General features: G+C 66.7%; 12 protein-coding genes. 3 read left to right on the top strand and 9 right to left on the bottom strand.

Annotation, left to right across the window (positions count from 1 at the left end):
- Positions 1-558: 558 nt before the first annotated feature.
- From RO07_RS17825 to RO07_RS17815, 3 genes are all read right to left on the bottom strand, one after another.
- Positions 559-2,343: a peptidoglycan D,D-transpeptidase FtsI family protein gene (locus RO07_RS17825; RefSeq protein WP_039404542.1), complete on the bottom strand. Its 1,785-nt coding sequence runs from the start codon at positions 2,341-2,343 to the stop codon at positions 559-561.
- A 228-nt stretch (positions 2,344-2,571) separates the two neighbouring features.
- Positions 2,572-3,453, bottom strand: coding sequence for a DUF3047 domain-containing protein (locus RO07_RS17820; protein ID WP_084072867.1), 882 nt, complete (start codon positions 3,451-3,453; stop codon positions 2,572-2,574).
- A gap of 53 nt (positions 3,454-3,506) precedes the next feature.
- On the bottom strand, positions 3,507-4,133 hold the full coding sequence (locus tag RO07_RS17815; RefSeq protein ID WP_039404541.1) for a LysE family translocator: 627 nt from the start codon (positions 4,131-4,133) through the stop codon (positions 3,507-3,509).
- A 207-nt stretch (positions 4,134-4,340) separates the two neighbouring features.
- On the opposite strand from RO07_RS17815, the gene RO07_RS26115 reads away from it, so the two are divergent.
- Positions 4,341-5,849, top strand: a complete 1,509-nt coding sequence (locus RO07_RS26115) for a hypothetical protein (RefSeq protein ID WP_039404540.1) — start codon at positions 4,341-4,343, stop codon at positions 5,847-5,849.
- On the opposite strand, the gene RO07_RS17805 is transcribed toward RO07_RS26115, so the two are convergent.
- Positions 5,746-6,276, bottom strand: coding sequence for a chromate transporter (locus RO07_RS17805; RefSeq protein WP_072637089.1), 531 nt, complete (start codon positions 6,274-6,276; stop codon positions 5,746-5,748). The genes RO07_RS26115 and RO07_RS17805 overlap by 104 nt on opposite strands.
- Entirely contained in the window at positions 6,273-6,896 is a 624-nt protein-coding gene (locus RO07_RS17800) for a chromate transporter (protein WP_039404534.1), read from the bottom strand. Before RO07_RS17800 ends, RO07_RS17805 begins: the two co-directional genes overlap by 4 nt.
- A 157-nt stretch (positions 6,897-7,053) precedes the next feature.
- Here RO07_RS17800 and RO07_RS17795 point away from each other — a divergent pair, with 157 nt between their 5' ends.
- Positions 7,054-7,980: a LysR family transcriptional regulator gene (locus tag RO07_RS17795; protein ID WP_039404532.1), complete on the top strand. Its 927-nt coding sequence runs from the start codon at positions 7,054-7,056 to the stop codon at positions 7,978-7,980.
- Positions 7,981-8,058: 78 nt separating this feature from the next.
- Here the strand turns inward: RO07_RS17795 and RO07_RS17790 are convergent, their stop codons facing one another.
- On the bottom strand, positions 8,059-8,658 hold the full coding sequence (locus RO07_RS17790; protein WP_052266692.1) for a TlpA family protein disulfide reductase: 600 nt from the start codon (positions 8,656-8,658) through the stop codon (positions 8,059-8,061).
- A 38-nt stretch (positions 8,659-8,696) separates the two neighbouring features.
- Complete coding sequence (locus tag RO07_RS17785; RefSeq protein ID WP_039404530.1) at positions 8,697-9,845, bottom strand: transglutaminase-like domain-containing protein; 1,149 nt, start codon at positions 9,843-9,845, stop codon at positions 8,697-8,699.
- Positions 9,846-10,100: 255 nt separating this feature from the next.
- Between RO07_RS17785 and selD the strand changes: the two genes are divergently transcribed.
- The gene (gene selD / locus RO07_RS17780; RefSeq protein ID WP_052266691.1) at positions 10,101-11,180 is read left to right on the top strand and encodes a selenide, water dikinase SelD; all 1,080 of its coding nucleotides are present in this window, start codon (positions 10,101-10,103) and stop codon (positions 11,178-11,180) included.
- 111 nt (positions 11,181-11,291) lie between these two features.
- Here selD and RO07_RS17775 read toward each other — a convergent pair whose 3' ends face one another.
- Complete coding sequence (locus RO07_RS17775) at positions 11,292-12,149, bottom strand: alpha/beta fold hydrolase (protein ID WP_052266690.1); 858 nt, start codon at positions 12,147-12,149, stop codon at positions 11,292-11,294.
- Between the two features lie 14 nt (positions 12,150-12,163).
- The gene (locus RO07_RS17770; protein WP_039404526.1) at positions 12,164-13,762 is read right to left on the bottom strand and encodes a benzoate-CoA ligase family protein; all 1,599 of its coding nucleotides are present in this window, start codon (positions 13,760-13,762) and stop codon (positions 12,164-12,166) included.
- Between the last annotated feature and the right edge of the window lie 28 nt (positions 13,763-13,790).

Raw genomic sequence — 13,790 nt, 5'->3', positions numbered from 1 at the left:
TTTTTTTGCTTTTCTTTGTGCCTGGTTTTCCCGCTTCTCGGCTTTCGGGGTGTGCAAAAAAGGCGGTTCGAATAATCGAACCGCCTTTTTTGCTCTCGCGTCGTCGTCTCGTCGACACCCCGCGACATTCATCCGCCACCACCCCAATCCACTCCCCAACCCCGCGCCGGTTGCCGACCCCTGACTGCGCTCCACCTTAAAGTCGCTCCGTCAGGGGCCGCCAACCGTCACGTCATACATCCTGTTCTCTCCACCGCCCAACCTCCGGTCGCCACCGCTCCACTTCCTCACCCACCCGAATTGTTTGCGCAGCATCCTGTGCCGCAACACTACGGTCGTCCTGCGATTTGGTGAACTGGCAACTGATCTGCGGTCGCCCTGTTTGTGTGGCGACGATTCTTTTTCGGTCGGTGTCGTCGGGTCCTGTTCGGTGAGGGATCGACTTGGGGGCCGGTTGCGGCGCGACTTTAAGGTGGAGTGACGCGGCCGGCCCCCAAGTCGATCTGCTGCGGGCGTATGAAGCGGGTACGGACTCATGGGGGCCTGTAGCCCGTCCCCTTACCCGCGCGACGCCTTGTCGTCCGGCGGCGTGTCGGAAGTCGGCGCCGCGAGAATCACCCCGGGCCGCACCGGCAGATCGGGTCGAATCCCCAACAACGGCAACGCCTGCGACGCAATTTCCGCAAACGCCGGACCCGCCGCCTGACCGCCAAAGTGCTGCGACGCCTTTGGCTCGTCCACCGACACGGCAATCACCAGCCTCGGCGCAGACAACGGCGCAATCCCCACGAACGACGCACGGTACTTGGAATGGTCGTACCCGTGCGCACCGGCCTTATAGGCCGTACCGGTCTTCCCGCCAATGCTGTAACCTGCCACCTGCGCCGTGGTCGCCGTACCCCCCGTATCGACCACGCTCGCCAGCATCTTGCGCATCTCCGTCGCCGTATGCGCATCGATCACCCGCACGCCCTCGGGCTGCACCGGCGCATCCGGCTTGATGATGGATATCGGTACCATCACGCCGTCGTTGGCGAAGATGGTGTACGCACGCGCCAACTGGAACAGCGACGCCGAAATCCCGTAGCCGTAGGCCATCGTCGCCTGCTCGATCCGACGCCACGATTTGTACGGACGCAAGCGGCCGGACACCGCCCCGGGGAAGCCCAGCTTCGGCTGCTGCCCCAGACCGATCTCGGTGAACATGTCCCACATTTCTTCAGCCCGCAACATGGTGGACACCTTGGTCATCCCGATGTTGCTGGACTTCTGGATCACGCCCGCGGCCGTCAACACGCCGTTCGCGCTGTCGTCGCTGATGGTCGCACCCTCGAATACGTAGCGGCCCGGGCCGGTGTCGATGAGCGTCGACGGCGTCAGTCGGCGCAGGTCCAATGCCAACGCCATGGTGAACGGCTTCAGAATCGATCCAGGCTCGAAGACGTCGGTAAACACGCGGTTGCGCAACTGCTCGCCAGTCAGATGTTCGCGATCGTTGGGGTTGTAGGTCGGCAGGTTGGCGAGGGCCAGGACCTGGCCGGACTTGGCGTCGATGACGACCGCCATCGCCGCCTTGGCGCCGGTGCGCTCCAGGGCATTCTTGAGCGCCTGGTAGGCGATGTACTGCACGCGCGTGTCGAGCGTCAGCCGAATGTCCTTGCCGTCGCGCGGCGGGCTGGAATCGTCGAGATCCTGAATCGTGCGGCCAATCCGGTCCTTGATGACGCGGCGTACGCCAGCCGTGCCCTCGAGCAACGGTTCCTCACCCAGTTCCATACCCTCCTGGCCCTTGTCCTCCACGTTGGTGAAGCCCACGACGTGCGCCGCCACTTCGCCCTCGGGGTAGAAACGCTTGTATTCGCTGCTCTCGTACACGCCGGGAATGCCCAGCGCCTCGACCTGCTTGCCGATCTCAGGCGATACCTGCCGCTTGATGTAGACGAATTTTTTCTCGCCGATCAGTTTGGTACGCAGTTCCTTGGCCGGGATGTCGAGCAATTTGCTCGCCTTCTGAATATCGCTGTCGGACAGATCGTCCGGCACCTCGGCCGGCACGGCCCACACGGTGCGCATCGGCAGACTCGTCGCGAGCACCCGGCCATCGCGGTCTTCGATCTTGCCGCGCACCGCAGGCATCACGATGGTGTGCTCGTAACGCTTTTCGCCCTGCGCGATGTAAAAACCATTGCCCGGTCCCGCTATCCAGAACGCGCGTACGACCAATCCGATGAAGGCCAGGGTGATCACGATGACGACGAACTTGGAGCGCCAAAGCGACATGCGCGACTGCAAAACAGGACTGGAGGAAAACGTGACGTCCTTGGGCTGGCGATTCTTTTGCATGGCGCTCGCGGGGCGTGGAGATGCGTGAACAGCAACGGGGCCGGGACAGACCCTGGCTCGAATTCTAGGCGAGATAGCGTAGCACGCAAGCGTCTGTTGCAATAGCGCAAAAGCCCCGTCAGACGGGGCTTTCAGGGTTTTTTTCGATGAACCGCTCCGCGGCTTTCGAATAGGTGTCGGCAGGCGAAACCGAAAGGGGATTCCAGGACCGGAATCGCCCATGTCGTCTTATCGTTCGGAAGGCTTCGCCGGACTGAAACGCATGTCGCCATACCAGGCATGCGCGCTCGCATGAGTGTTGTCGCTGTCGGTAAAGATGCCGTAGCCGAGCAACTTGCCCGGTTTCTCCTTGTAGACGCGCTCGTAGTCGGCCGCAAGGTTGCGCGTGAACGTCTGCCATTTGCCCAGCGACGCCTCGCCGCCCGCCACCACGATCATCTGCACGCGGTCGGTATGCGGATTCTGGATGACGCCGCCCGGCGCCGCATCGTTCGACCAGATGTACATGAGCGTGGCGTAGGGGAGATCCTCTCCTCCCGCTCTGGCCAAGGTCATCGCCGCCCGGTCGCCGAACGGCAATGTGGATTTGTCGCCGTCGAAGAAGAAGACGAGCCGCGCCGGCGAATCCTCTTTGTCCCTCACCCGGTTGTCCGCCCCCGGAATCGCCTGGTCGACCTTCCAGCGCCACGACACGACGGGTGTGGCCCCCAGGTCGATACCGTCTCCCTTCGCCATGAGGGCCGACGCCGAATCGACGGAATTGGCCTCGATGACGTTGCGCCCGCCGTCCACGACGACGGTGTAGGCGGTGAGCTTCTTGCCCTTCACGACCGGGAGGTTCTGCCAACCCGTGGGCAGCGCCGCACCGGGCGTCGCCCTCGAGAACGCCGTGGCGGCGCCAGCTTGAGACGCTTCCTCGGCAGCCAGCGCCACACCCCTCGGCAGCAGCGAAGCGCAGAACGAGAGGACGAGCGTCACGGCGAACGTCCGCGCCCGCCGGGACAGCCAGGCGACGAACACACGAGAAGGGGGACGGCGGCACACCGGGTCAGACGATGAACCCGGTGACGAATACAGCGAAGGATGCGGCAACGAAGCGATGCGAGCCATGGCGAACGACTCCGGCATTGTGATGTTGCGACGTCAAGCAGACGGCCCAGGGCTCAGCGCTGCTGCAGGGCCACCCGCAAACCCAGGCCGATGAAGATGGTGCCGATGATCTTGCCCTGCCAGCGCAGCAGCCAGGTGAAGCGTCGCACGAACTTGCCCAGCGGCCGCACCGACAACGCAATCGCCGCCGTATACAGCGCGCTCATCGCCACGAACACGAGACCCAGCACGAGGAATTGCACGAAGACGTTGCCCTCGCTGGCATGCACGAACTGCGGCATGAACGCGAGGAAGAAGAGCGCCGTCTTGGGATTGAGCACTTCGGTGGCCACCGCCTGCACGAAAGCCCGCGAGGGCGACACGCTCGGCGCCACCGGCAACCGCGGATCGGACGGCCGCTCGCGCAACGCCTTGACGCCCAGATAGATGAGGTAGGCCGCGCCCACGTACTTCACCACGTCGAAGGCCAGCGCGGAAGTCATCAACACCGCCGAGAGGCCGACGGCCGCACACAGCGTGTGGACGAGATCGCCCATCGCAATGCCCATGCCGGTCATGACCCCCGCCCGCCGCCCGCCTTGCACGGTACGCGTGATGGTCAGCAGGACGGCCGGACCGGGAATCAGAAACAGCCCGAGAACGACGGCGACAAAGGTGGCAAGCGTGGCGAAGGTCGGCATGGCAGCTCCGTGGAGTCGAACGCGCCGCCAGACGACGGGGCCGGGCGCGCGTGATGGGGATTTCAGGCGACATCATCCCAGATTCCGCGATGGCTTGCCGGAGTCGCTTTGATGCTGCCCGCTGTCCCATTCCTGAAGCGAACCGCGTCATCACGGCGCAGCATGCCGCCTTTCATATCCGCCGCGACGGCGGCAAGGAGAGTCGACATGCCCTGGATGGCCGATGCCGTATCCGCCTCGATGGGAACCGTTCTGCGCGCCGGGGCGCAAACGGCCCATTGTGTCTATGAAGGATTCCGCGACAATTTCGCGAGCGCGTCGCAGTGTCTGCGCGAGCGCGGATTGCACTCGGCCGTCGCCGATGCATGGGCCGATGCCGGGCGCAAATGGCAGTACCATGCATCGGCCGGCGGCATGGGCGCCGGTGTGCTCGCCTCGGCCGACGTCGCGTTCGCCTGCGCCCTGAGCGCGCTCACGATCGGCGCAATGCACCGGTGCCTCAGCCCGGAATGGCGCGAGCTCGAAGCGGCCTTCGCTTCGGGCGAACAGGGACAGCGCCGCTGGGGCGTGCAAACAGACGCGCAACTGCACCGCCGCACGCTGGGTGAAGTCACCGCCATGCGTCAGTGCTTCACCGCCTTCGAGGCGACGAACGACGCGTACTGCGCACCCCCCACGACCCGTCGGCAACTCGCCGAGCGCGAGATCGCGCAAGCGCTGATCCTGCACGTCGCGGACACACCGCAAAGCTCGCTCGCGCAAAGCGACCGCGTGGCCTTGTTGTGCCAGTTGCTCGCGCATGGCCTCGGGTTTCGCCAGCCCGGGGCGCTGCGCCGCACCTTGCGGATCGACGATGAAAAGCCGTCGCTGATCCGCTTCGACGACGCTTTCACGCTGCTTCGCGAACGTCTGGAGCCGGACTGGCGCCACGACGAGGAAGGCTCGCCGACGTTCAATGTCCATCCCGTCGACGTGCAACTCTTCGATCCGGATGAAACGACCGCCGATCTGTCGGACGACACGTGCACCGCCCGGCTTCGTCTGACCGACCCCAAGGCGCTGCAGCGCGTGCGATCGCGCGTCGTCGGCCTGATCGCCGCCAGCGTGCGCAACGACTGTGGCGGCACAGGCGACTGGCGCGCCCTGGCGCAAAGCGCGCTGACACTGGCCGCGCAACATGGCATGACCTGCGAGAAAGTGCTGGCGGCACTCGGCGTCGCCACGCGCTCAGGCATCAGCGCACGCCGCACCTGGCACTGGTCGGACGAGCCGATGCCGCGCTGCGGCGATGTCGCCACGCCCACGCTGCCGATGGACGCCGCCCGGTGGCTCGCCCGGCTCATGCTGCTGGCGGGCACGCCGCCCGCACGGGAACCCTGTCCGCCACGGCTGGTGGCGCTCGCCCGCGGCGATACGCCGCCTTCGCTGGTGATCGGCTCGGCCGACTGGGTGCACCTGGTCGATGGCATTCGCGCCCTCGGGCGCGATCACTGGCGCACGCCCCATGCTCATGTGGTGAATGCCGGTCGGCAAGCGCAGACGGATCGCTCGGCTCACATGACCGAGGTAGTGGGCGGGGCGGACGGAGCCGACAGGGCCGAAGCGACGGACCTCAGAGATATGCGCCGCCCACGAGTCCCGCGACGCTACCGGCCGCGAGCCACCACAGCGGATGCACGCGCGTACGGATCGCCAGCACAGCCACGCTCGCCGTGATCGCCGCAAGCAGCCAGGAGGTGGCCGACGCTTCGGCAATCAACGCCGCGCTCGCGGCCACGAGGCCGGCCGTCATCGGCACCAGCCCCGCCTGCACGATGCGACGCCATGGCCGGTCCCTGAAGCGCTCCCACAGGTGCAGCACGCCCACGGTGATGAGCGACGACGGCCCGAACTTCGCCAGCGACGTGACGAGCATGCCCTGCCAGCCGGCGATATGCCAGCCGACCAGCGTCACGATCATCAGGTTCGGGCCGGGCGCCGCCTGCCCGAGCGCGAACAGCGCGCTGAACTCCTCCGACGTCATCCAGTGATGCAGATCGACGACCTGACGCTCCATCTCGGGCAGGATGGTGTTGCCGCCTCCGAAAGCCAGCACGGACAACTGCGTGAAGATGAGCGCGAGCGAGACGAGCGTGCCGGTCATTGCGACACCCGCCACGTGGCATAGATGGAAATCGGCGTCATCACGAGCATGGTCAGCACGAGCGGTACCCGCAGCACCGCGATGGCAATGAAGCACGAGAGCGCGACACACCCGAGCACGATCGACTTGCGCAACGGCCACGCCACTTTCCACGCCATCTGAATGAGCAATCCCGCCGCCGCTGCTGCCAGACCGGCAAACAGATGCTTCACGTGGGGATCGTTCTGAAAGCGCTGATAGATCACGCCGAGCATGATCACCACCGCCGACGGCGCCGCGATCAGCCCGAGGATCGACGCCAGCGCGCCGCGCCATCCATGAAAGCGCATGCCAAGGGCCACCGACAGATTGATGATGTTGCCGCCGGGCAGAAACTGGCACAGGCCCAGCAGATCGGTGAATTCGGCAGGCGAGGCCCAGCGGTGCTTCTCGACGACCATGCGTCGCGCCAACGGCAACGCACCCCCGAAGGCGGTCATGCCGAGACCGAGGAAACCGAAAAAGAGCGCGCGGATGCTGGGCGTGTGGATCGTGTCGGGCCCGTCCGACTTGTCTGACTTGTCGGGGGCGGGACGGCCGTCCTGCATCGCGTTGGGGACGGGCGGAGCCGGAATACTCATGGCGGGTCTTCTGAAAACGAAACTGCTGTGGGGCCGCCCGGCAGGACGCGCCTTCAAGGGAGACGAGGCACGTATGCCGCACGGGACACCAACAGAGTAGGTCGATTGCGCTATATTGTCCAATATATGGAAATGAATTAATTCATATCGAATCAATATGGCAAATATCGACGTGCGCCTGCTGCGCTATTTCATCGCCGTGGCGGAAACGGGACACATGACACGCGCCGCGGAGCGCCTCGGCATCGGACAGCCGCCGCTCTCCCAGCAGATCCGCGTGCTGGAGACGCAACTGGGCGTCACGCTGTTCGAGCGGCTGCCGCGCGGCATGGCGCTCACGGACGCCGGTCAGGCGTTTCTCGGCGACGCCTACGAGGTCGTGCGCAAGCTCGATCAGGCCGTCGACGACGTGCGTCGCGTGGCCGCGGGCATCAAGGGACGGCTGTCGGTCGGCTTCACGAGTTCGTCGGCGTTGCACCCGTTCGTGCCGACGGTGATTCGCGCCTTTCGGCGCGACGCGCCGTCGGTCTCGCTCATGCTCGACGAGAGCAGCACCAGCGAGTTGCTCGACGGACTGCGCGACGGGCAACTGGACGCGGCCTTCATCCGTCAGCCGCAAGGCGACACCGGACAGATCACGTTCGTGCCGGTGCTGGAGGAGTCGATGGTCCTGGCGGTGCCTTCGGCGCATCCGCTCGCCCTGACGGGGCGCGCGGGCAAGGCGGCCGTGCCGATGACGGTCATCGCGGCCGAAAAGCTGATTCTCTACCGGCGCCGTACCGGACAGGGGCTGTACGACGCGATCATCGCCGCGTGCCACAGCGCCGGGTTCAGCCCGAACATCGAACAGGAGGCGCCGCGTCTGCTCTCGACGCTCTCGCTCGTCGCCGCCGGGCTGGGCGTTTCGGTGGTGCCCGCTTCGCTCATGCGCATGCAGATCGAAGGCATCGTCTACCGGCCACTCTCGCCCGCGCCGCGCGCGCCGTTGCACTTCGCCTGTCGCGAAGGCGTGCTCGCCGGACCCACCGCACGGCTGCTCGACCATGTGCGGGCCACGGCGCAATCGTTCGTCGCGAAGCATTGAGAGGGATGACGCGGGCCGCGTCATCCGGACTTCGGTGCGTAACGTTCGTGCATGACGTCGCTGCGGCCATGCGGTGCCTCACGCCACGGTACCGCCTTTCTTCCCGAGCAGCGCCTCGATGTGTCCATGCAGACCCACGTCGCTCCACTCGAGTTCGCCCATGCGCCAGAAGCGCGCGTTCCCGTCGCGATCGATGAGATACGTCGCGGGCAACCCCAGCGAACCGAAACGCTTGTAGACGGCGCCGTCGCGATCGAGCAGCACGGTGCCGTCGATGGGCAGACGGGCGATGAACGGCGCGACGGTCGCGGGCGGCTCCTTGTAGTTCACCGCCACGAGCGCAAGACCGCGACCGCGGTATTGGCGCGCGACCTGTCCCATCGCCGGAATCTCTTCGCGGCAAGGTCCGCACCACGTCGCCCAGAAGTTCAGGATGACGACGCTGCCGCGCCACCCGGACAGCGCGTGCGCCTTGCCGTCGAGCTCTTCGAGCGTGAAGGCCGGCGTCTCTCCGCGCCATGCCGAGAGCGTGCCGCCGGACGTGCCGGCCAGCGCGCTGTCGTCGACCTCGTTGGCGGCCTTGCCCGGCTCGGCGGCCCAAGCTCGCGCGCCGACGTTCCCGAACACACCCGCGGCCCCCACGGCGCCGAGGGTATGAAGAAAATGACGACGTCGCATGGTGGCGCGCCCCTTTGTGGTCCGATCCGGTTCACCGCTCAGGCGGTGAGCTCGCGTGCGTTCATGCGATAGCGGAACGTGTCCGGATCGAGGCTGTCGAGCCGGGCGCGCGCCACTTCGCCATTCGGATACATGAGGAACGGCACCGTGCCGTCGCTCGCCGTCTGCGCACCCGGCAACACGATGTCCGCGCCGTGATTGAACGCCACCCAGTTCATTTCCCACTGACCGAACAGCATCGCGCGTGCCGCACGCACCTTGAGATCGTCGAGCGGCAGGCCGCCCGACACCTCTTCGAGCACGACCTTGCGCACGTCGGCCGGATCGACGGGGACCCAGCCGTAACCGGCGGCATAGAACTCGGCGCGGCAGTGCTGCGCTCTGGTGACGTCGCCCGCCTTGCCCAGACTGTTGAAGCCATGACGCGACGTCGCCACGCGCACGCCGTACGCGTCGCGCGCCGGAATGCCGACCGAGCGGGCGAGTGCGGTGAAGAGCGCATTGATGTCCGCGCACTTGCCGGCCAGATTGCCGCTGGTGAGCATGTAGCGCACGTCGCCGGTGCCGCAACCGCGCACGGTTCCCTCGCGTCGGCAGTTCTCCACGATCCACTGATAAATGGCGCGGGCCTTCTCGACATCGCCTTGCTGGCCGCGCGTGATCTTCTCGGCCGTCTCGCGCACAATGCCGTCCGTCGGCTGCAGTTCGGTCGGCTGGAGATAGCGGCGCAGCACCTGCGCCGACTCACGCGGCGCGCCGGCCGACGGCGGCTGCGACAGATCGACCCGGCGGTCGCGGGTGGCGACGGTATTCACCAGCGTCACGCGGCGTGCCGACGGATCGCTGCCCTCGGGCCATGCCACGGCGAGCATCGGCACTGCTATCCCGGACGCCGCCCGCACGGTGCGCAATTCCGCCTGCGCTCCCGGCGCTTCCCAGCGTGTGCCGAGCGCCTGCTGGTAGGTGGCGGACGGCGTGGACACGACCGGCAGCCAGACGTTGGCGGCGCCGTTCGTCGCAGGCAGGTCGACCTCCGTGGTCAGCTCGAACGTGCGCCAGCCGTCGGCGGCGCTCGGTGTAGCCGCGTGCGACGAGGCCGCCTGCGCGCCGCGGGTGACGAGCGAGGTGGACAGGAGAGAAGCGGGAAGGGCGCAGGCGCCCAGCGAGAGAAAACGGCGGCGTTGCATGGTGAAGTCCCCTTGGGCGTCAGCGCTCACGGCGCACGGTGGTTAGGGTACGGTGCTCGGGTGTCCCATGCAGGGACGATGTGAAGCGGTAGCATTGACGAGGCCGGCCGTCGGATCGGGACCCTTTCGGGACACGTCGAAACGGACAGGTACGGGTCGGAACGCCAAAGCTGCATCATAATACGTCGACTTTTGGCAAACTGTCGTCATTCCGGAAAGCGCACGCGCGGCGCTTCCTAACGAACTCCAACGACCATGACCGCAATCGATGCAACTCCAGCGGGCGCCCCAGTGGCGGCACCGCGTCTGACTTCGCTTTCGCACGGCGGCGGCTGCGGCTGCAAGATCGCGCCGGCCGTGCTCTCGGAACTGCTCGCGCGCACCGAAGCGCCGCTGCCCGCACCCGCCGCGCTGCTCGTCGGCACCGAAACGTCGGACGATGCGGCGGTCTACCAGCTCAACGACGAGCAGGCGATCATCGCCACGACGGACTTCTTCATGCCGATCGTCGACGATCCGTTCGACTTCGGCCGCATCGCCGCGACCAACGCGCTCTCCGACATCTATGCCATGGGCGGCAAGCCGATCTTCGCGCTCGCCATCGTCGGCATGCCGATCAACGTGCTGCCGCGCGAGACGATTCGCGAGATCCTGCGCGGCGGCGAGTCGATCTGCGCCGAAGCCGGCATTCCGATCGCGGGCGGCCACAGCATCGACTCGGTCGAGCCGATCTACGGCCTGGCCGCGCTTGGCGTGGTGCATCCGAAGCGACTCAAGCGCAACGCGGACGCCCAGGCCGGCGACGTGCTCGTGCTCGGCAAGCCGCTCGGTGTGGGCGTGATGTCCGCCGCGCTCAAGAAGAATCAGCTCGATGAAGCGGGCTATCGCCGCATGATCGACGCCACCACGCGCCTGAACCGCGTCGGTTCCGCGCTCGCCGCCCTGCCGGGCGTGCACGCGCTTACCGACGTGACCGGCTTCGGCCTGCTCGGCCACACGCTGGAGATGTGCCGCGGGGCGAATCTCGCCGCGTATCTGCGCATGTCGGACGTGCCGCTTTTCGACGGCGTGCGCGAGCTGGCGGACAAGGGGTGCGTGACGGGGGCGTCGGGGCGCAACTGGGCATCGTATGGCGCGTCGGTCGAACTCGGCGAGCGCATCACCGAGCGCGATCGCGACCTGCTGTGCGATCCGCAGACCGCCGGCGGCCTGCTCGTGTCGTGCGCACCGGGCGCCGTCGACGACGTGCTGGCCGTATTCCGCGCCGATGGCTTCGACGAAGCCGGCATCGTCGGCGCCATGCGTCCGGGCCAACCCGGCGTACGTGTGATCTGACGCGAGCGAGCCTCCTATGCAAAACGGGCGCCCTGAGAGGCGCCCGTGTCGTTTGCGGTTCGCTTTCCATTCGCGACTTTCGCGCGTCGTGGCCGATGTGGCCGAGGCGGTCTATGCCACCGCGCGATCCTCCGCATCGGTGGGGCCGCGACCGTCGCCGGCGCCGTGGTGCCGGTCGATGAACGCGACGATGGCCTCGCCCAGCGGCTGCGGCGCGTCGCGATGCGGCGAGTGTCCGCACGCGGGCAGTTTCACCACCTTCGCATGCGGCACATGCGTGGCGATGCTGTCCATCTGCGCCATGGTGCCGTATTCGTCGTCTTCGCCCTGAATGGCGAGCAGCGGCTTCGAGATGCTGGCCACCGCGCCCACGAGATTCCATGCGCGGAATGCCGGGTTCAGCCAGATATCGTTCCAGCCCCAGAACGCCGAATCGACGTCGTCGTGATAGCGGGCCAGCTTCGCTCGCAGGTCGGTGCTCTCGTAGACCGTCTTCGTTTTCGCGATGCTCTCGATCGACAGGTCTTCGACGAAGAGATGCGGGGCCATCACCACCGCGCCGGCGAGGCGCTCGGGGAAGGCCGCCGAGAACAGCAGCGCGATCGAGCCGCCGTCGCTGTGGCCCACGAGCCAGACGCGCGAGGCCTGATCGGGGCCGACGCCCACGGCGTCGAGAAATGCGGGCAGGACTTCGCGCGCCTGACGGTGCATGAAGTCGACCGGCCATTTTTCGTCGTGCGGGCGCGGCGTGGAGCGGCCGTAGCCGTTGCGCGAGAACACGAGGCCGCGATAGCCGCCCGCATCGCACAACTGCTGCGGCCAGTTCTTCCACATCGCGACCGAGCCGAGCCCTTCATGCAGGAAGACCAGCAGCGGCGCATCGGTGCGCTCGCGATGGATCCACCGATACTCCAGCGAGAGCGCACCGTGCGAGGCCGTCTCGATGCGGGCGAACTGAACGTCCGACATTGTCTCTTCGTCTCCTATAGCAACTCGCGCAGCTTGAAGCGCTGCACCTTGCCGGTGGCCGTCTTGGGCAGATCGTCGACGAACACCAGCTCACGAGGGTATTTGTGCGGCGCGAGGCGTGCCTTGACGAAGGCCTTCAGTTCGGTGGCCATCGCTTCGGTCGCCATGACGCCCGGCAAGCCCGGCTTGAGCACGACGAACGCCTGCGTCTTCGTCAGCCCGTTGTCGTCGCGTCCCACGACGCCCGCCTCGAGCACCGCGTCGTGCTGCATCAGCACCATTTCGACTTCGATGGGCGAGACGTATTGGCCGCTGACCTTGAGCATATCGTCACTGCGCCCCGCGTAGACGTAATACCCATTGGGCAGACGCTGGTACTTGTCGCCGCTCTTGAGCCAGTCGCCGAGGAAGGTGGCGCGCGACTTCTCGCGGTTGCACCAGTACATGAGCGCCGCGCTCGGCCCCTTGATGTACAGGTCGCCGATTTCTCCGTCCGGCACCGGGCTGCCATTCTCGTCGCGCAACTCGACGGCATAGCCCGGCACCGGTTCGCCCGTGGTGCCGTAGGCCACCCGGCCCGCGCGGTTCGACAGGAAGATGTGCAGCATTTCGGTCGAGCCGATGCCGTCGAGAATTTCCGCGCCGAAGTGGGCCGTGAAGCGCTCGCCGATTTCGCGCGGCAACGCTTCGCCGGCCGACGTGCACAGGCGCAGCGACACGTCCTCGCGCGCGGGCAGATGCGGCGAAGCGAGCAGCGTGGCGTACAGCGTGGGCACGCCGTAGAAGAGGGTGGGCCGATGCTGACGCAGGCGTCTGGCAACGGCTTCCGCTGTCGGCCGCTCGGCCATCAGCACGACCGTCGCGCCCACGGACAGCGGGAACGTGAGGCCGTTGCCGAGTCCGTAGGCGAAGAACAGCTTCGCAGCGGAAAACGCGATGTCGTCTTCGCGGATGCCCAGCACATGACGCGCGTAGGTCTCGGCCGTCCAGTAGAGATTGGCATGGGTGTGCACGGTGCCCTTGGGCTTGCCCGTGGAGCCCGACGAGTACAGCCAGAACGCGATGTCGTCGGCCGACGTGTCGACTGGCAGCGCACTCGGCGGACCGTCGACCAGGGCCTCGAATGTCGGCAGCACGGCCGCGGCGTCCGTCTTGGCGGCGGTTTTGGCGGTAATCGGCTGCGAGACCACGCACGGCGGCGAACCGGCCTTGCCGTCCTTCTCGATCTTGTCGAGGGCGGCCTGCACGGTCGGCATGAGCGCGCCGGAGGCGATGACGAGTTGCGCGTTGCTGTGCTCGATCATGTACGCGTAGTCGTCGGCGGTGAGCAGCGTGTTGACGACCACCGGCACGACGCCGGCGTACAGCGCGCCGAGAAACGCCACCGGCAGGTCGATGGTGTCGAGCATGATCAGCAGGATGCGCTCTTCGCGGCGAATGCCCGCCCGCGAGAGGCCGGCCGCGAAGCGTCGGCTGCGCTCGGCCAGCTCGCCGTAGGTGAGCGTACGCGTGTCGTCGATATAGGCAGTCTTGGCAGCGCGCCCGCGATTGAGCGCCTCCAGATGCGCGGCGAAGTTGAAGTTCGCCGGCGGTGGGGTCAGTACGGCTTCCATGTTGTCTCCGATGGATCACCACACGGCG

Origin of the sequence: Pandoraea pulmonicola (assembly GCF_000815105.2) — a bacterium.
GTDB classification, from domain to species: Bacteria; Pseudomonadota; Gammaproteobacteria; order Burkholderiales; family Burkholderiaceae; genus Pandoraea; species Pandoraea pulmonicola.
The sequence above is the reverse complement of the archived record's forward strand: the minus strand, read 5'-3'. Positions and strand labels throughout refer to the sequence as shown.